General features: G+C 69.1%; 19 protein-coding genes. 12 read left to right on the top strand and 7 right to left on the bottom strand.

The window, feature by feature from the left end; genetic code table 11:
- Nucleotides 1-69: 69 nt before the first annotated feature.
- Complete coding sequence (locus tag AB0H62_RS12500; RefSeq protein ID WP_360585891.1) at nt 70-1,404, top strand: 3-oxoacyl-ACP reductase; 1,335 nt, start codon at nt 70-72, stop codon at nt 1,402-1,404.
- Nucleotides 1,405-1,406: 2 nt separating this feature from the next.
- Complete coding sequence (locus AB0H62_RS12495; RefSeq protein WP_360586017.1) at nt 1,407-2,243, top strand: MaoC/PaaZ C-terminal domain-containing protein; 837 nt, start codon at nt 1,407-1,409, stop codon at nt 2,241-2,243.
- Here the strand turns inward: AB0H62_RS12495 and AB0H62_RS12490 are convergent.
- Complete coding sequence (locus AB0H62_RS12490; protein ID WP_220245296.1) at nt 2,232-2,906, bottom strand: TetR/AcrR family transcriptional regulator; 675 nt, start codon at nt 2,904-2,906, stop codon at nt 2,232-2,234. The two genes, AB0H62_RS12495 and AB0H62_RS12490, sit on opposite strands and share 12 nt — an antisense overlap.
- A 116-nt stretch (nt 2,907-3,022) precedes the next feature.
- Between AB0H62_RS12490 and AB0H62_RS12485 the strand changes: the two genes are divergently transcribed.
- The 3 genes from AB0H62_RS12485 to AB0H62_RS12475 are packed head-to-tail and all read left to right on the top strand — an operon-like array spanning nt 3,023 to nt 5,236.
- Complete coding sequence (locus AB0H62_RS12485) at nt 3,023-3,655, top strand: SCP2 sterol-binding domain-containing protein (RefSeq protein WP_360585888.1); 633 nt, start codon at nt 3,023-3,025, stop codon at nt 3,653-3,655.
- A gap of 19 nt (nt 3,656-3,674) precedes the next feature.
- On the top strand, nt 3,675-4,277 hold the full coding sequence (locus AB0H62_RS12480; protein WP_360585886.1) for an SCP2 sterol-binding domain-containing protein: 603 nt from the start codon (nt 3,675-3,677) through the stop codon (nt 4,275-4,277).
- Between the two features lie 56 nt (nt 4,278-4,333).
- Complete coding sequence (locus AB0H62_RS12475; protein WP_360585884.1) at nt 4,334-5,236, top strand: YDG/SRA domain-containing protein; 903 nt, start codon at nt 4,334-4,336, stop codon at nt 5,234-5,236.
- On the opposite strand, the gene AB0H62_RS12470 is transcribed toward AB0H62_RS12475, so the two are convergent.
- The 3 genes from AB0H62_RS12470 to AB0H62_RS12460 form a co-directional block, all read right to left on the bottom strand.
- Complete coding sequence (locus AB0H62_RS12470; protein WP_354865406.1) at nt 5,233-5,697, bottom strand: FxsA family protein; 465 nt, start codon at nt 5,695-5,697, stop codon at nt 5,233-5,235. The genes AB0H62_RS12475 and AB0H62_RS12470 overlap by 4 nt on opposite strands.
- A gap of 49 nt (nt 5,698-5,746) precedes the next feature.
- Nucleotides 5,747-6,244 (bottom strand): DNA topology modulation protein FlaR, encoded by a 498-nt coding sequence (locus AB0H62_RS12465; RefSeq protein WP_360585882.1) that lies wholly within the window; start codon nt 6,242-6,244, stop codon nt 5,747-5,749.
- Between the two features lie 239 nt (nt 6,245-6,483).
- The gene (locus AB0H62_RS12460) at nt 6,484-6,894 is read right to left on the bottom strand and encodes a DUF3151 domain-containing protein (RefSeq protein ID WP_220245289.1); all 411 of its coding nucleotides are present in this window, start codon (nt 6,892-6,894) and stop codon (nt 6,484-6,486) included.
- Nucleotides 6,895-7,126: 232 nt separating this feature from the next.
- Between AB0H62_RS12460 and AB0H62_RS12455 the strand changes: the two genes are divergently transcribed.
- Complete coding sequence (locus AB0H62_RS12455) at nt 7,127-8,320, top strand: hypothetical protein (RefSeq protein ID WP_220245288.1); 1,194 nt, start codon at nt 7,127-7,129, stop codon at nt 8,318-8,320.
- An 81-nt stretch (nt 8,321-8,401) separates the two neighbouring features.
- On the opposite strand, the gene fbaA is transcribed toward AB0H62_RS12455, so the two are convergent.
- Together fbaA and AB0H62_RS12445 are read right to left on the bottom strand one after the other, a co-directional pair.
- Nucleotides 8,402-9,433, bottom strand: a complete 1,032-nt coding sequence (gene fbaA / locus AB0H62_RS12450; RefSeq protein ID WP_220245287.1) for a class II fructose-bisphosphate aldolase — start codon at nt 9,431-9,433, stop codon at nt 8,402-8,404.
- A 113-nt stretch (nt 9,434-9,546) separates the two neighbouring features.
- A complete protein-coding gene (locus AB0H62_RS12445; protein WP_220245286.1) occupies nt 9,547-10,368 on the bottom strand; it encodes an LLM class F420-dependent oxidoreductase in 822 nt (273 codons plus the stop codon).
- A gap of 61 nt (nt 10,369-10,429) precedes the next feature.
- Between AB0H62_RS12445 and AB0H62_RS12440 the strand changes: the two genes are divergently transcribed.
- Entirely contained in the window at nt 10,430-11,344 is a 915-nt protein-coding gene (locus tag AB0H62_RS12440; protein WP_360585879.1) for an aldo/keto reductase, read from the top strand.
- Here AB0H62_RS12440 and AB0H62_RS12435 read toward each other — a convergent pair.
- Nucleotides 11,341-11,985, bottom strand: a complete 645-nt coding sequence (locus AB0H62_RS12435) for a maleylpyruvate isomerase N-terminal domain-containing protein (protein WP_360585877.1) — start codon at nt 11,983-11,985, stop codon at nt 11,341-11,343. The genes AB0H62_RS12440 and AB0H62_RS12435 overlap by 4 nt on opposite strands.
- A gap of 106 nt (nt 11,986-12,091) precedes the next feature.
- Between AB0H62_RS12435 and AB0H62_RS12430 the strand changes: the two genes are divergently transcribed.
- From AB0H62_RS12430 to AB0H62_RS12410, 5 genes are all read left to right on the top strand, one after another.
- Nucleotides 12,092-12,994, top strand: a complete 903-nt coding sequence (locus tag AB0H62_RS12430; RefSeq protein WP_360585875.1) for an SDR family oxidoreductase — start codon at nt 12,092-12,094, stop codon at nt 12,992-12,994.
- Between the two features lie 8 nt (nt 12,995-13,002).
- Nucleotides 13,003-13,476, top strand: a complete 474-nt coding sequence (locus tag AB0H62_RS12425; RefSeq protein ID WP_360585873.1) for a pyridoxamine 5'-phosphate oxidase family protein — start codon at nt 13,003-13,005, stop codon at nt 13,474-13,476.
- 81 nt (nt 13,477-13,557) lie between these two features.
- The gene (locus AB0H62_RS12420; RefSeq protein ID WP_360585871.1) at nt 13,558-15,030 is read left to right on the top strand and encodes an NAD(P)/FAD-dependent oxidoreductase; all 1,473 of its coding nucleotides are present in this window, start codon (nt 13,558-13,560) and stop codon (nt 15,028-15,030) included.
- Nucleotides 15,027-15,899, top strand: coding sequence for a metal-dependent hydrolase (locus tag AB0H62_RS12415; RefSeq protein ID WP_360585869.1), 873 nt, complete (start codon nt 15,027-15,029; stop codon nt 15,897-15,899). Before AB0H62_RS12420 ends, AB0H62_RS12415 begins: the two co-directional genes overlap by 4 nt.
- A gap of 10 nt (nt 15,900-15,909) precedes the next feature.
- On the top strand, nt 15,910-16,917 hold the full coding sequence (locus AB0H62_RS12410) for a PDR/VanB family oxidoreductase (RefSeq protein ID WP_220245280.1): 1,008 nt from the start codon (nt 15,910-15,912) through the stop codon (nt 16,915-16,917).
- Nucleotides 16,918-16,919: the final 2 nt, after the last annotated feature.

Genomic DNA, 16,919 nt, shown 5'->3' with positions numbered 1-16,919 from the left:
TTTCACACTGTAACCTACTAGCGAGTAGGTTAGACTGCGACGTGACGCAGACGGCACGGGAGGCGCTCGATGGCTGACAGGTACCAGCAGTTCACGAAAACCCCGGTGGGGAAGTTCGTGGTGCCGAAGCTCGGCCTGCCCAACCCCGCCACGCTGCGCCGGTACCGCGCCGGCCAGCCCGCACTCGAGGGTCCCGCACTCCTCGGCGCCGCGCCGGGCGGACGGCTCGAAAAGACCCTGAAGAGTCAGGTTTCCGAAGCCGGCATCGAGGTTCTCGAAGTCCCGGCCGAACGCCACGCCGCCCTAGTCTTCGACGCCACCGGCATCACGGACCCCTCCGACCTGCGCGAGGTCTACCGCTTCTTCCACCCGGTGATCCGCAAGGTCGGGGCGTCGGGCCGAGTCGTCGTGTTCGGCACGCCGCCGGAGCTGGTCGAGGGCCGCGAGCGGATCGCGCAACGGGCGCTGGAGGGCTTCGTGCGCTCCGTCGGCAAGGAGCTGAAGCGCGGCGCGACGGCGCAGCTCGTGTACGTGGCCGAAGGCGCCGAAGCCGCGGCCGAGTCGACGGTGCGGTTCCTGCTGTCGGCGAAGTCGGCCTTCGTCGACGCGCAGGTGATCCGCGTCGGCACGCACGGCACTTCCGCCGCGGCCCCGGCGAACTGGGAAAAGCCGTTGGCGGGCAAGGTCGCGCTGGTCACCGGCGCGTCGCGCGGAATCGGCGAGGCCATCGCGGAGACGCTCGCCCGCGACGGTGCTCACGTCGTCGCCCTGGACATCCCGGCGCAGGGCGCTGATCTGTCCACAGTGGCCAATCGCATCAGCGGATCCGCGCTGCAGCTGGACATCACGGCAGCGGACGCGCCGGCCAAGCTCGCCGAGTACCTCACGACGCGCCACGGCGGCGTCGACGTCGTCGTGCACAACGCCGGCATCACGCGCGACAAGACTCTCGGCAACATGACCGAGGGCGGCTGGGACGCCGTGCTCACCGTGAACCTCGCCGCGCAGCTCGCGGTGAACGACAAGCTGCTCGCCGACAAGGTCCTGCGCGAAAACGGCCGTATCATCGGCGTTTCGTCCATCGCGGGCATCGCCGGCAACGTCGGCCAGACGAACTACGCGACGTCGAAGGCGGGTGTGATCGGCATGGTCAACGTCGGCGCGCCCCAGCTCGCGGAGTACGGCGGCACGATCAACGCCGTCGCGCCGGGCTTCATCGAGACCAAGATGACCGCCGCCGTCCCGCTGTTCATCCGCGAAGCCGGGCGGCGCCTGTCGAGCCTCGGCCAGGGCGGCCTGCCGGTCGACGTCGCCGAGACCATCGCGTGGTACGCCAGCCCGGCGTCGGCCGCGGTCAACGGCAACGTGGTCCGCGTGTGCGGCCAGGCCCTGCTGGGGGCGTGACGATGTCCGTTCGCGAGCTGACCAGCGCGCCCAGCCTGGCGACGCTGTACCCGAAGGCCCTGCTGCGCCGCGGCCGCGGTTCGACACTGCCGGAGACGGAGCTGGTGCGGCCGTCGGTCACGGTCTCCCCTGCGCACGTCGCTGCGTACGCGGAGGTGTGCGGGTTTCGGTATTCGGATGTACTGCCCGCGACTTATCCGCACATGCTGGTGTTCGGGCTGCAGATGGGGCTGATGACGGAGCCCGGGTTCCCGTTCCCGCTGCTCGGCCTGGTGCACGTGGCGAACTCGATCACTTCGAGGCGCCCGCTGTCCCTGGGCGAGACGTTCTCCACGCGGGTGCGGGCGGAGAACCTGCGGCCGCACGAGAAGGGCCGGCAGTTCGACATGGTGAGCGAGCTGTGGGCGGGCACGGAGCTGGTGTGGTCGGAGGTGTCGACTTATCTGCGCCGCTCGAGTTCCTCGGGTTCCTCACGGCCGCGCGCTGCTTTGGTCCCCCCGACGCCGACCGCCCTGTGGACCGTCCCGGGCGACATCGGCCGCCGCTACGCCGAGGTCTCGGGCGACCGCAACCCCATCCACCTGCACCCGCTGACCGCGCGCCTGTTCGGCTTCCCCCGCGCCATCGCCCACGGCATGTGGACGAAGGCCCACGCCCTGGCGTCCTTCGAGGGCCGCCTGCCCGACGCGTACACAGTGGACGTCCGCTTCAAGCAGCCCGTGCTGCTGCCGGCCCGCGCGGCCTTCACCGCTTGGCCGACGGACGAGGGCTGGGCGTTCGAGCTATGGCAGGCGCGCAAGCCGAAGCCGCACCTGGACGGCGTGATCTCAGCCCTCTGAGTCCATGTCGGGCAGCGGTTTCCAGACCTGACCTTCGACGAGGTCGTTGAACCCCAGCCACACGAGATTCATCAGCCACGACGCCAGCACGCCGTCGGAGATCTCGGGGTGGTCCAGCGCCCAGTCGGCCAACGACTCGGCGGCACCGACCAGCGCGGCGGCCAAGCCGGCGCCCGAGAACTCGGCCTGCTCCCCGAGGCCCTTCCGCGTCCCCGCCGACACCACCAACGCGGCGACCAACTCGATCGCCCGCCCGCGCATCGCCGTGATCTCGGCGGCGAACGTCCCGCCGACCGTCAGCGCCTGGCGGTGCAGCACCGTCCACGACTCGCGGTACTCGGCGACGAAGCGGTAGAACGACCGCAGCCCGTGCCAAAGCTGCATGTCGGGCGGAAGATCCGGCTGGACGCCCGCCTGGATGGCCTCGAGCAGGCGCGTTGCCTCGCGTTGGATGCTCTTGCCGAAGAGGTCTTCCTTCGAGCCGAGGTAGGTGTAGATCATCGGCTTCGAGACGCCGGCGACGTCGGAGATCTCGTCCATCGAGGCCGCGTGGTAGCCGTGGCGGGAGAACACGCGCACGGCGGCGTCCAGGATCTGCCGCTCACGCACCGCGCGCGGCAGCCGCCGGGCCCGCTCGGGCGGGCGCTGATCTTCGTCGGGCACTCTCCGACCTCCCTCTCGCCAGCAGGAGACGGTACCTGCCGCCGTGGTCGGCGCGTGCTTGCCCGCTTACCTACTCATGGGTAGCCTTTGCCGGAAGATCACGGAAGGGGCTTGGGATGGCCGACGGTTCTGACGCGGCCGGCTTGCGCGGCGCCGCCCTGCTCGACGCCCTCGACCGCGTCGCGCTCGACGGCCTCGACGTCAACACCGTCGCCGACGCCATCGACCCCCGCGAACTCGGCCGCGACGACTTCCGCCGTCTGCTCTCGTCACTCATCCGCCTGTCGGAAGGCGCCCCGGCGTTCTCCCTGGCCAAGGTCGACCCGACCCGCTTCGCCACGCTCGTCTCGCGCGCGTCCCGAGCGCAGCTGGAGGCCGTCGTCGCCTCCCGCCCCCTGCGCGAACGCGTGCTCGACGAGATCTTCGCCCGCATGGGCGCGCACATCCGCGTGGACCGCGCCCGCGCGCTCGACGCCGTCATCCACTGGCGCCTCTCCGGCGGCACCGGCGCCGGCGGCTACGACCGCTACGCGACGACCATCTCCGGCGGCGCGTGCACGGTCTCGCGGACCGTCGAGGGCGCCCGCCCCCGCGTCACCATCACCCTGTCGCCAGTCGACTTCTTTCGCCTCATCACGCACCAGGCAACGCCCGCCGTGTTGTTCGTGACGGGCAAAATCAAGGTGAAAGGCGACCTCGCATTCGCGGCCGGCTTGATCGGCTATTTCGACCTCCCGAAGCCCGCCTGAGCCGTTAGACTCCGTTTCCGTGCCCCGATTCTCGCGCTCCCGTTCCACCGCCTCCGAGGGGCACGCGGTCAACGGCTTCGCCCGCAAGCTGGACTTCGGCAAGCTCACGCCCGCGCAGTTCGTGCAGGTCCTGGAAACCTTGCACATGCTCGGAAACGCGGGCGCCGGCATCGAACTGAGCAGCCTGACCACCCAGGCCCTGGTCGACGTCGTCCACCGCGCCTCCCGCGACCAACTCAAGGCCCTGGCCGACCACCCCGAGTTGCGCGCGGCCTTCCTCGACGAGATTTTCCGCAGAATGTCCGAGCATTTCCGCGCCGACCGCGCCCGCCACGTCGACTTCGTCGTTTCCTGGCGCTTTTCCGGCGGCACCGGCGACGACGGCTACGACCGCTTCCAAACCGTCATCGAATCCGGCGCGTGCGTCTCGAGCACCGACCTGTCCCGCACCCCGGACACCACCCTCACCCTCTCGGTGGACGACTTCATCCGCATGGCCACCGGCACCTCCGCCCCCGCGGCGATGTTCGTGACGGGCCGCGTGAAGGTCAAGGGCGAGTACGCGCCGGCGGTGCGGTTCTCGAGCTACTTCGACATCCCGAAGCCGAGCACAGGCAACTAGCCACGGCGATTGGCAAGTTGCAGATTTTGTCTGTGGGGCGTCCTAGAGTGATCAGCATGTTCGGTGAGATCGCTGGAGTTGACGAGAAGGACACTTTCGCCAACCGCAGGGCAACCTACGATGCTGGTGTACATCGGGCACTGCAGGCCGGCATCGTGGGCACCGGGGAGACTGGCGCCGAGTCCATCGTGGTGTCGGGTGGTTATCCCGACGACGTCGATCGGGGATCATGGTTGCTGTACACGGGCCACGGGGGCCGAGACCCAGCAACTCGAAAGCAGATCGCTCACCAGAGCTTCTCTTCGTCCGGCAATGCAGCTCTTGAAACCAGCAGGATCCAGGGGATGGCTGTTCGGGTTGTCCGGAAGGCCGGTAAGGCGTACCGCTACGACGGCCTCTACAGGGTCGAAGAGTCGATGCTGGTCTATCCCAAGAACGGGAGTTTCAAGGTCTGCCGGTTCGAGATGGTGAAGATCGACCACACTGTCGACGCTACCTTCGCACCTATTGAGGTCGAAGTTTCCGGCGAGAAACATCACCACGACCTGCCCATTGGCAATCTCGAACCAGGACGCCGCTCCAGCAAGGTGCAGCGCATCGTGCGGTCGACCCCAGTCGCCGAACGAGTCAAGTCCTTGTATGACCACACCTGTCAGATGTGTGGGCTCAAGCTAGTTGTCACGGGAGACCAGGGTTACTCGCAGGGCGCGCACATCCAGGCGTTGGGCGGGTTGCATCGCGGGCCTGACGTCGTCGGAAACTTGCTGTGCCTTTGCCCTAACTGCCATGTGCTGTTCGACTCCGGTGCACTGATCGTGCAGCCGGATCGATCACTTCTGCTCAACGGCAAGCCGGCTGTGCTGAACAATAAGCCCGCGTTGAAACTCCACGAGCACGATGATCATCACATCGAAGAGAAGTTTCTCGCGCACCACCGAGAGTCGCGCAAGGAGTCTTAACCTTCGACGACGCGCCCCTCGATGATCGGGTGGGTGGTCGGGCGCGGGTCTTCGGCGACGACCTCGCTGTCCACCACCATCACCGGGCCGCGGCGGGTGTTCGCGTACCGAATCGCGCGCTTCTCAGCCCGGCGCAGCCACCACCGGCGCACGAGCGCGCGTGACGGCGGCAGCAGGACGAACAGCCCCAGCAGGTCACTGACAAACCCAGGCACCATGATCAGGATGCCGCCCACGGCGATGAGCATGCCGTCGGTCAGTTCTTTGTCGGCGGGGCGGCCGGATTGGGCCTTGGTGACGAAGGCGCGCATCGCCTTGGCGCCCTCGCGGCGGGCGAGCCAGGAGCCGACGAAGGCGCCCGCGATGAGCAGCGCGATCGTGCCGAGGACGCCCACCAGGGAGCCCACGGCCCAGATCGCGGCGACCTCGGCGATGACGTAGAGCAGGAACGCGACAGCCATACCTTCTCAACGAACGAGGTGTCCGGTTTTCTCCCGAGCCGCGAGACGGCTAGACCGAGAGCAGGAAAGCCGCGACGTCCGCGTGGGTGCGCAGCAGGTGGTGGCGCGCCAGCGGAGCGTCCGTGGCCACCGACGCCAACAGGCGGCTGCGGTGAGTACGTGGCCAGTTCCAGATCCACCTGACGAACTCGAGGTCGAGCTTCGAGACGCAGCCGGGAGCCTGGGTGTCGCGGCCGCGTTCGCGCAGGTGGCGCAGCAAGACGCGGCGCAGGCTCGTCGTCCGGCCGACGTCGAGGAACACGACGGTGTCGGCCAGCGGCAGGCGTAGGTCGAAACTGGAGCTGTAGTTGCCCTCGATGATCCAGCCGTCCGCGGCGACGGCGGCGGCCTGCGCGGCGCGGAAGTCCTCAGGCGGCGCCGGCACCCAGCCGGGGCGCCAATACAGCTGGTCCAGGTGGGTGACGGGTACGTGCAGCGCCGCGCCCAGGCGGCGAGCGAGGGTGGATTTGCCGCTGCCGGAGGGGCCGAGGACGAGGACACGACGCACGCGCCCACCCTAGAGAAGCCCGCGGAGCGGAACGCACCATTCCGATCGCGATGGGCGGCAATAGAGCAGCAGCGGCTTACCTCGACCGTTTGTCTTCTCCGCAAGAACGCTGTTGATTATGCGTTCCTTTCAAAAGTCGACACTCGGGCCCGCACTCGAGAACATGCAGCGAAGGGCTCCGCGCGCAATGGCGAAGCAATGACAGAGCCCTCCGCAGCAGCAGTGTCAGGCCGAAACCGTCACTTCAGCCCCGTCGCCTCACCCGCGGCCGGGTCGGACTCGTTGAGGAAGGTCTTCACGCGGTCGTACTCGTCGGTCTCGCCGATGCGCCCCGCGGCGATGCCAAGGGCGGCCAACGCGCGCAGGAAGCCCTGGTTGGGGCGGTGCGACCACGGCACCGGGCCGAAGCCCTTCCAGCCGGCGCGGCGGAGCTGGTCGAGGCCGCGGTGGTAGCCCGTGCGGGCGTAGGCGTAGGCCGCGACGGTCTCGCCGTCCGAGAGGGCGTTCTCGGCGAGGGCGGCCCACGCGGCGCTGAATTCAGGGTGTTCGGCGGCGACGGCCGACGGGTCGGTGCCCGCGTCCAGGGCGGCCTGGGCGGCGGTGTGCTCGGGCAGCAACGTCGGCTCGGGGCCAAGCAGGTTGTGCGTCATACCGACATTCTGCCTACGCCCGCGCGGACTCAGAGGAACAGGCTCGTCAGCACGCCTCCGCCGGCCAGCACGAGGGCGGCGACGACGACTGCGGCGACAACTCGTTTCGGCATCATGGCGCGACACCCTGCCGTGAAAAAGACCGTCGAGGCAAATCCGCCACCCGTAGGGGTGAACCCTGGTTTTCGAGCAGTTTGGCACCTTCCGCACCACCGCTGCCCGCGCGCCGGGAATGATGACCGCCATGACGCAGGTAGACGTGATCCCGCGGAGCCCGGTCGGGAAGACCCGGCTGTTCTTCCAGCGGCACTGGCACCGCGGCGCGGCAGGCCGGCCGACGCCCACGTGGGTGCTGCGGTTCTGCTACGGGATGTGGCTGGCGGCGTTCGGGTTCAAGCTGGTGGGCTCGTCGTGGGACATGTCGTGGCACTTCATGTGGCTGCGCGACGACCTGGCGCCCCCGCACCTGATCAACACCGTCGGCACGGTGATCATCATCGTGCTCGTCGCGATCCACAGCTACACGGGCCTGGGCTGCGACAAACCGTCGCTGCGGCTGATGCAGACGGGTCTCGTGGTGTTCCTCGTCGCGGCGCCGCTGGACGTGATCAACCACCGCGTGAACGGCCTCGACCTCACCGCGTGGAGCCCGTCGCACATGATGCTGTACCTCGGCACGGGCATCATGCAGGCCGGCGTCCTGCTCGGCTGGGTGCGCCTCGCGCCGCCGGGGCGCTTCCGAACGGGTGTGCTGCTGGCGCTGTGGGCGTTCTTCCTGGAGAACACATTTTTCCCCAACGGCCAGCAGGAGTACGGCATCCTCGGCCTGCGCGCGTGGGAGCGCGGGGCGCCGGAGGCGGAGCCTTCACTGCTGAGCTTTGCCGCGAACCAGATCGGGCATCCGGTGGACCGGACGGCGATCTTGCACTTCACGATGCCCATCCCGGAATGGGTCTACCCGCTGTGGGGCATCGCCGTCACCGCGCTCATCCTCGCCCTCGCCCGCCACACACTGCGGTTCCGCTGGGCGGGGCTGGCCGTGGCCGGTGCTTATGTGGCTTATCGGTGCGTGATGTGGCCGTTGCTGCTGGGGCTGGGTTTTCCGGTGTCGACGGTGCCGTTCTACCTGCTGGCCGTCGGGTTGGCGGTGGATCTGGCGTTCGCGATCGGCGCGGGTCATCGCGTCGCGACGGCCGCGATCGGGGCGCTGCTGGTGACGGCGTTCGGGTACGGGGCGCTGTGGGTGCAGTCGCAGTTCCGGGTGTGGTTCCTGGGTGACGCGCACACCGAGTCGGCGCCGCCGGTGGCGTACTGGACGGTGGCGGTGGCTTTGGTCGGTGTGTTCGTCCTGTGGGCGGGCGCCGGGCCGGTCACGCGCCGCTGGACCGCGCGGCGGAAGGTGACCCCCGAGAACCTGGTCGCCTAGTCAGAGCAAGAAACGGCCCTTCCCCCGAGACGCCCGGGGGAAGGGCCGTTTCACGTGTTACCAACCTCAGCCGAACAGGTCTTACTTGACCTTCGTCCCCGCCGAGCCCAGCGCCTGGCAAGCCTCGACCACACGGGCCGCCATACCGCCCTCGGCGGCCTTCAGGTACGAGCGCGGGTCGTAGAACTTCTTGTTGCCCACCTCGCCGTCGATCTTCAGCACGCCGTCGTAGTTCTTGAAGAAGTGGTCGACGATCGGGCGCGTGAACGAGTACTGGGTGTCGGTGTCGACGTTCATCTTGACGACGCCGTAGGTCACCGCCTCGCGGATCTCCTCGGGGAGGGAGCCGGAGCCGCCGTGGAAGACGAGTTCGAACGGCTTGGCGCCCGCGTCGAGGCCGAGCTTCTTGGCGGCCGCTTCCTGGCCGCCCTTCAGCACGTCGGGGCGGAGCTTGACGTTGCCCGGCTTGTAGACGCCGTGGACGTTGCCGAAGGTCGCGGCCAGCAGGTAGCGACCGTTCTCGCCGGAACCGAGGGCGTCGATGGTCTTCAGGAAGTCGCCTTCGGCGGTGTAGAGCTTCTCGTTGATGTCGTGCGCGACGCCGTCTTCCTCGCCGCCGACGACACCGATCTCGACCTCGAGGATGATCTTCGCGGCGGCCGTCTTGGCGAGCAGCTCCTGCGCGATCTGCAGGTTCTCGTCGAGGTCGATCGCGGAGCCGTCCCACATGTGGGACTGGAAGAGCGGGTTCTGGCCGTTCTTCACGCGCTCGGCCGAGATCTCGATCAGCGGGCGGACGAAGCCGTCGAGCTTGTCCTTCGGGCAGTGGTCCGTGTGGAGCGCGACGTTGACGTCGTACTTCGCCGCCACGACCTGTGCGAACTCGGCCAGCGCGGTCGCGCCGGTGACCATGTCCTTCACCTTCTGCCCGGACGCGAACTCCGCGCCGCCGGTGGAGAACTGGATGATCCCGTCGCTCTCCGCCTCGGCGAACCCGCGGATCGCGGCGTTCACGGTCTCCGACGAGGTCACGTTGATGGCCGGGTAGGCGAACTCGTTCGCCTTGGCCCGGTCGAGCATCTCCGCGTAGACGTCGGGGGTGGCGATGGGCATCGTTTCCTCCTCGGAACTGACTGGCTTCTCAGCCGCATCGTACGAGGTGGACCGGCCGCGTGGGCCGGTCCACCTCATTAGGGACGCCTATGGACATCCTCACGTGGAACGATTCAGAACAACTCGGCCGCCAGCGCCCGGTATGCCGGGAACGGGTCTTCGTTCAGGACCTGGACGTTCACGTGGTCAGCACCGGCGTCGAGGTGCGCGCGCACGCCCGCCGCGATGGCCGGGGCGTCGCCGTGCAGGACCAGGGCGTCGACGAGGCGGTCGCTGCCCTCGCCGGCGAGGTCTTCCTCCGTGAACCCGAGCTTGCGCAGGTTGGCCGTGTAGTTGGACAGCTGCAGGTAGAACTGCACGGTCTTGCGGCCGAGCGCCCGCGCGCGCTTCGGGTCCGTGTCGAACACCACCTTGTGCTCGGGGGCGAGCAGCGGACCCGCGCCGAGGATCTCGCGGGCGGAGCGCGTGTGCTCCGGGATCGTCAGGTACGGGTGCGCGCCGGCCGTGCGGTCGCCCGCCAGCTTGAGCACCTTCGGGCCCAGTGCGGCCAGCGCGCGGGACGCCTGGGGGACGCCCGCCGCGTCGAGGCCGTCGAGATATTCAACGAGGGCGGCGTAGGGCTTCTTGTACTCCTGCGTCGCCTCCGGGTGGCCCGCGCCGACGCCGAGGAGGAAGCGGCCCGGGTGCTTCGCCTCGATGCGGTGGAACGCCTTCGCGATGGACGCGGGCGTGTCCGCCCAGATGTTGACGATGCCGGTCGCGACGGCGAGATGGTCGGTCGCGTCGAGCAGCTCTTCGACGATCGCCAGGTCGCCGCCGGGCGAACCGCCCAGCCACACCGCGCCGTAGCCGAGCCTCTCCACCTCCGCCGCGAACTCGCCGTTCGTCTGCGTGGCACTACGCCAAATGCCGACCCTGCCCAGTTCGATAGCCATAAACCTTCCCAACACCCGATGCCCGGCGGATTCTTCCGGGCCTGAAGGCTAGTTTCGTGGCATGACCAAGCTCGGCAACTCGGACCTCGACGTGTACGGCCTCAACCTCGGCTGCAACGTCTTCAATTTCACCGCGGACGAAGAGACTTCCCACGCGGTCCTCGACGCCTACGCTTCAGCCGGCGGCAACTTCCTCGACACCGCGGACGTGTACGGCGGTGGCGGTGGTTCGGAGACGATCATCGGCAACTGGCTGACCAAGCGCGGGCGCCGCGACGACATCGTGGTCGCCACGAAGGTCGGCGCGTGGGAGCAGCGCAAGGGGCTGTCGGCGGCCAACATCACGGCCGCGGCCGAGGATTCGTTGCGGCGCCTGCAAACCGACCACATCGACCTTTACTACGCACACAAGGACGACCAGGACACGCCGCTCGAAGAGACGCTGTCGGCCTTCGACTCCCTCGCGCGCGCGGGCAAGGTCCGCTACATCGCGGCGTCGAACTACTCGGCGGAGCGGCTGACCGAGGCACTATCCATTTCGGACCGTGAAGGCTACGCGCGGTACGTGGCCCTGCAGCCGCACTACAACCTGGTGGAGCGGGACTACGAGACCGACCTCGCGCCGACGGTCTCGCGCGAGGGGCTTTCGACGTTGCCGTATTTCGCTCTGGCCAAGGGTTTCCTCACGGGCAAGTACCGCTCGGCCGACGAGCCCGGCGACTCCCCGCGCGCCCCGCGGGCCATCGCGTACCTCGACGACCGCGGCGAGCGCGTGCTGGCGGCGCTGGACTCGATCGCCTCGGCACACGGCGCGTCCGTCGCCTCGGTGGCGCTGGCCTGGCTGCGGGTGCAGCCGACGGTCGCCGCGCCCATCGCGAGCGCGCGCACGCCGGAGCAGCTGACGGATCTCGTGGCGTCGGTGGCGCTGGAGCTGACGGGTGACGAGGTCGAGGCGCTGAACAAGGCGTCGGTCTAGAACGCGCTGATGTTCCGCGCCCGTTCGCGGCGGGTCAGGGTGCTGACGACGGCGCCCTGGCCGTGCCTGCGGACGGCGAGCCGGGACAGCAACGTGAGTACCGGCGTGAAGGCCGTGTCGGGGAAGTCCGGCGGCGGCCGGTCGACGCTCGCGGCGAGGTCGGCGCAGTGGACGACGAGCTCCAGCAGGCGGGTGTGCAGGAAGTCGTCGCGGCGCAACGACCAGCCCTGCCACGGAATGTCGGCCCGCTCCGTCGCCTCGCCGCGCAAGAGCCGCGCGACCACGGTGAGGTCGGCGTCGTACCGCGAGAGCATCCAGCCGAAGCCCAGGGCGGCCTCGGCGTCGTCGGTGGTGCGGTCGTTGGCTTGATCGGCGAGCGACGTCGACGTGACCCAGGCGGCCCGCGCGTAGTGCTCGTCGACCGCGGCGAGCACCGGCAGGGTCGACGGGGCCGCGAGCAGCTCGGCCGCGCGCGTCACCTGGCGGGCGAGGTGGCAGGCCAGCGCGCCCACCGACAGCTCCGGCAACGCGCTGGGTTCGGCCCAGCGCTCGCGCACAACATCGAGCCGCAACAGCGTCGAACAGACCGCCGCGGCGTCGAGAAACGGCTGGTCGAGATCCCCCACACGAGCACCATCCATGCTCGAAGCCTGCCACCGACCGCAACCTACCGAGAAGTAGCTTACCCCGGGTAGGTTGCGGTACCGTCCCCTTCGCAAGCGGAAACGCACGCCAAGGAGGGCACCAGTGGTCAAGAACGTGGACGGCAAGGTCGTGCTGATCACCGGGGCCGCGCGGGGCATCGGGGCCGGGCTGGCGGAGCGGCTGGCCGCGCGCGGCGCCAAGGTCGCGCTGGTCGGCCTGGAGGCGGACGAGCAGGCGAAGGTTGCCGAGAAGATCGGGTCGAACGCCAAGGCGTGGGAAGCCGACGTGACCAGCTGGGACGACCTCGAAGCGGCCACCCAGGGCGTGGTGGAGCATTTCGGCGGCATCGACATCGTCATCGCCAACGCGGGGATCGCCACGGCCGGCTTCGTGCGAAGCGTGGACCCCAAGGCGTTCGAGAAGGTCATCGAGGTCGATCTGCTCGGCGTGTGGCGCACGTTCCGCGTGACGCTGCCGCACGTGATCGAGCGGCGCGGCTACCTGCTGGCGATCTCCTCGCTGGCCGCGATCACGCACGCGCCCGGCATGGCGAACTACGCGGCGGCGAAGGCGGGCGTCGAGGCGTTCTCCAACAGCCTGCGTGCCGAAGTCGCGCACCTCGGGGTGAAGGTCGGCGTCGCGCACCCCACGTGGATCCGCACGGACCTGGTCGAAAGCGCTGACGCGCACCCGGTGTTCGGGAAGCTGCGGGCGTCGATGCCGGGGCTGATCGGGAAGACGTACCCGCTCGACGTGGCGCTCGACGACCTCGAGGCGGGCATCCTCAAGCGCGCGCGGACGATCCACGTGCCACGCTGGGTCGGCGGCCTCAAGCTGCTGCGCGCGTTCCTGCCGCCAATCGTCGAGCTCGGCGCGCGGGCCCGCGTGCCGGCGGCGGACAAGGCCGCGCTCGACGACATCGAGCAGCGCGGCGCGTACGAGTCGGCGGTGACCGGCCACGGCGGCCGGGCTGCGACCCGACCCGAACAGACCACAGCCGAATAGGAGCGCGCATGTCCCGTCGCGACCAGATCCGCATGACGCCCGAGGAGATCCGGGCCTACCTCGACGAGCAGAAGGTCATCAACGTCGCCACGGTCGGGCCGAACAACCGGCCCCACCTGGCGCCGCTGTGGTACTTCCCGTACGAGGACGGCGTCGCGACGTGGACGTACGGCAGCTCGCAGAAGGCGAAGAACCTGCGCCGCATGCCGGAGGCCACCGTGCTCGTCGAGAGCGGCGATTCCTACGAGAAGCTGCGCGGCGTCTCGCTCGAGTCCGACGTGCAGATCATCGAGGACACCGACGAGGTCACCCGCATGGGCATCACCCTCATGCAGCGCTACGCGGGCGCCAAGCCGGGGGACCCCGTGCCCGCCGAGCTCAGCGAGTTCATCGGCCGCCAGGCCCCGAAGCGCATCGGCTTGATCTTCCACCCGACGAAGGTCGTCTCGTGGGATCACACGAAGCTCGGCGGAACGTACTGACGGGTAGCAGGTACTTTCAAGTAACTGTTACTTGAGGTAACGTCATCTGTGGCAGACCCCCAGCGCAGCGGAGGCCGACAGATGACCGAGCGGTTCAAGGTCGTGATCGTGGGCACCGGGTTTTCCGGGCTCGGGCAGGCGATCCAGCTCGAAAAGGCCGGCATCCGGGACTACGTGATCCTCGAGAAGGCCGACGAAGTGGGCGGCACCTGGCGGGACAACTCGTACCCCGGGTGCGCCTGCGACGTCCAGTCGCACATGTACTCGTTCTCCTACGAGCAGAACCCCGACTGGTCGCGGTCGTTCTCGCCGCAGCCGGAGATCTTCGGCTACCTCAAGGGCGTCGCGGACAAGTACCGGCTGCGCGAGCGGATCCGGTTCGGCGTGGAGATCACCGGGGCCCACTGGGACGCGGCCGAGCGCCGCTGGAGCGTCGAGACCAAGAGCGGCGACGAGTTCTCCGCGCAGTTCCTGGTTTCCGGCGTCGGCGGGCTGCACATCCCGTCGATCCCGAAGCTGCCGGGCATCGAGAAGTTCACGGGCCAGACGTGGCACTCGGCGCAGTGGAACCACGAGTTCGACCTGCGCGGTAAGAAGGTCGCGGTGGTCGGCACGGGAGCGAGCGCGATTCAGTTCGTGCCGCAGATCGCGCCGGAAGTGGCCGAGCTGACGCTGTTCCAGCGCACGCCGCCGTGGATCATGCCGAAGCCGGACCACGCGATGCCCGGCTGGGCGAAGCAGCTGTTCCGCTACGTGCCGGGCACGCAACGCCTGTACCGCAACGCGTTGTACTGGCTGCTCGAAGCGCGCGCCATCGGCTTCAACGGGCATCCGAAGCTCATGCACGCGGCCGAATCCATCTCGCGCCGCCACATCGCGAAGGGCATCAGCGACGCGAAGCTGCGCCGCAAGGTGACGCCGGACTACACGATGGGCTGCAAGCGCGTGCTCATCTCCAACGACTATTACCCGGCCCTGAACCGCGGAGGCGTCGACGTGGTCACCGAAGGCGTCCGCGAGGTCCGCGCGAACAGCGTGGTCGACGAAGCCGGTGTCGAGCACGAGGTCGACGCGATCATCTACGGCACCGGCTTCCACGTCACGGATGCGTTGGAGTACCTCGACATCACGGGCGTCGAGGGCCGCGGCCTCGCGAAAACCTGGGCCACGGACGGGATCCGCACGCACAAGGGCATCACCGTCGCCGGGTTCCCGAACCTGTTCTTCCTGCTGGGCCCGAACACCGCGCTGGGCCACAACTCCGTGGTGTTCATGATCGAGTCTCAGTCGCGCTACGTCGTCGACGCGATCAAGCTCGCCGACGCCCACGGCGCGGCCGCGCTCGACGTGCGCCCGTCTGTGCAGGACCAGTTCCAGGCCGAGATCCAGGACAAGCTGGTGAAAGGCGTGTGGACGCAGGGCGGCTGCACGAGCTGGTACCTCGACACCAACGGCGTGAACCGCACGATCTGGCCCGGCTTCACGTGGAAGTACTGGCTCGAGACGCGCCGGGTGGAGCCGAGCGACTACGAGCTGTCCGGGAGGCCCTCATGAACCCGGCGAATCCCCTCGAGCACGAACAGATCGTGCTGCACGCGCGCGACGTCAAGTTCGACTGGGCCGCGCTGCCAATGCATTGGATCCCCGGCGAACCGCAGGCCACGCACAGCATCAACGTGCTGCACATCGCCCTGCCCGAAGGCGAACGCTGGTTCGTCGAGGTCTTCAAGCAGGCCGTGCCGCTGATCCGCGACGAGCGGCTCAAGGAGGACGTCCTCGGCTTCATCGGCCAGGAGGCCATGCACGCCGAGGCCCACGACGGCGCCGCGGAGCACCTCGAAGCCGCGGGCCTGCACGTGCGGCCGTACGTGGCGCAGATGGAGTGGCTGTTCCGCCGGCTGCTGGGCGATCGTCCGGGCGCCGGCGAGGAATGGCTCGTCGAACGGCTCGCGCTGATCGCCGCGATCGAGCACTACACCGCGTTCCTCGGCCAGTGGGTGCTCGACGCGAAGGCGCTCGACGCCGCGGGCTCCGACCCGACGATGCTCGACCTGCTGCGCTGGCACGGCGCGGAGGAAGTCGAGCACCGGTCCGTGGCCTACGACCTGTTCTGCCACCTCGACGGCCGCTACTCGCGTCGCGTGCGCAGCATGGCTGTGGTGACGCCGGCGCTGGCGTGGGTTTTCGTGCGGGGCACCAAGTTCTTGATGCGCAACGACCCGACGCGGCCGGGTCGAGCGTCCTGGCGTGCTTACCTGAAGGCCGCGAAGAAGGGCGTGGTGCCCGCGCCGCGCGAGCTGCTGCGGGAGATCCGGCCGTATTTCCGGCGCTCGTACCACCCGACGGAGACCGGCAACACCGACCAGGCCGTGGCGTACCTGGCGAGCTCCCCCGCGGCCCGGGCGGCCGACGCACCGAAGTGACTGCACCGCAATGACAGCACCGGAGTTCCCGCCGCGGCTCGACGGAACGGGCCGCCGCGACCGGCTGATGTCCACTTTGGTCGGTGTCGGCGCGGCCTACCGCCGGCTCGCCCGGTACTCCGGCCGGCGCCGCCCGCCCGTGCAGGCGGTGGACCGGACGTTGCCGCTGGTCGTGACCACCGTCCGGCCGGAAGCCGACGACGTGGTGTCCCTTCGCCTCGCGCGGCCCGAAGGTGAGCCGTTGCCGAGCTGGCGGCCGGGCGCGCACCTCGACCTCACCTTGCCGTCGGGGCTGGTGCGGCAGTACTCGCTCTGCGGCGACCCAGGCGACCTCTCGCACTACCGCGTGGCCGTCCGGCGGATCGGTGCGGCCTCGGGTGAGGTCCACACGCTCGAACCCGGCACCAAGCTGGACGTGCGCGGCCCGCGCAACGCGTTCCCGTTCGTCGCGGCGGACTCGTACGTCTTCATCGCCGGCGGCATCGGCATCACGCCGATCCTGCCGATGGTCCGCGCGGCCGACGCCCGCGGAGCCGGCTGGCGGCTCGTCTACACGGGACGCAGCCGCGAGTCGATGCCGTTTGTGGAAGAACTTTCGGATTTGCCCGGGGGCCGCGTGTGGTTCCGCCCGGACACCGAGTACGGCATCCCCGCCTCGGGCGCGGAGCTGCTGGAGGGCGTCCCCGACGGCGCCTCGGTCTACTGCTGCGGGCCGGCGCCGATGATCACCGGCGTCCGCGTGGACCTCGAGCTCACCGGCGCCAAGGCCGTGTACTTCGAACGCTTCTCGACCCCGCCGATCGTCGGCGGCCTGCCGTACACCGTGGTCCTGCGCCGCAGCGGTCACACGCTCGCCGTGCCGGCGGACCGTTCGACGCTCGACGTCGTGCGCGAAGTGCTGCCTGACGTGGCGTTCTCCTGCCGCCAGGGCTTCTGCGGCACGTGCGCCGTGGCGACCCCGGACGGCGGGTCGGTGCGGATCTGCGTGGACCGCGGACCCGCCGTCCTGGAGCTCTAGGT

Origin of the sequence: Amycolatopsis sp. NPDC050768 (assembly GCF_040654155.1) — a bacterium.
In the GTDB taxonomy this organism is placed as follows: domain Bacteria; phylum Actinomycetota; class Actinomycetes; order Mycobacteriales; family Pseudonocardiaceae; genus Amycolatopsis.
Note: the sequence above shows the minus strand (reverse complement) of the source record. Positions and strands in the feature narration are given on the sequence as shown.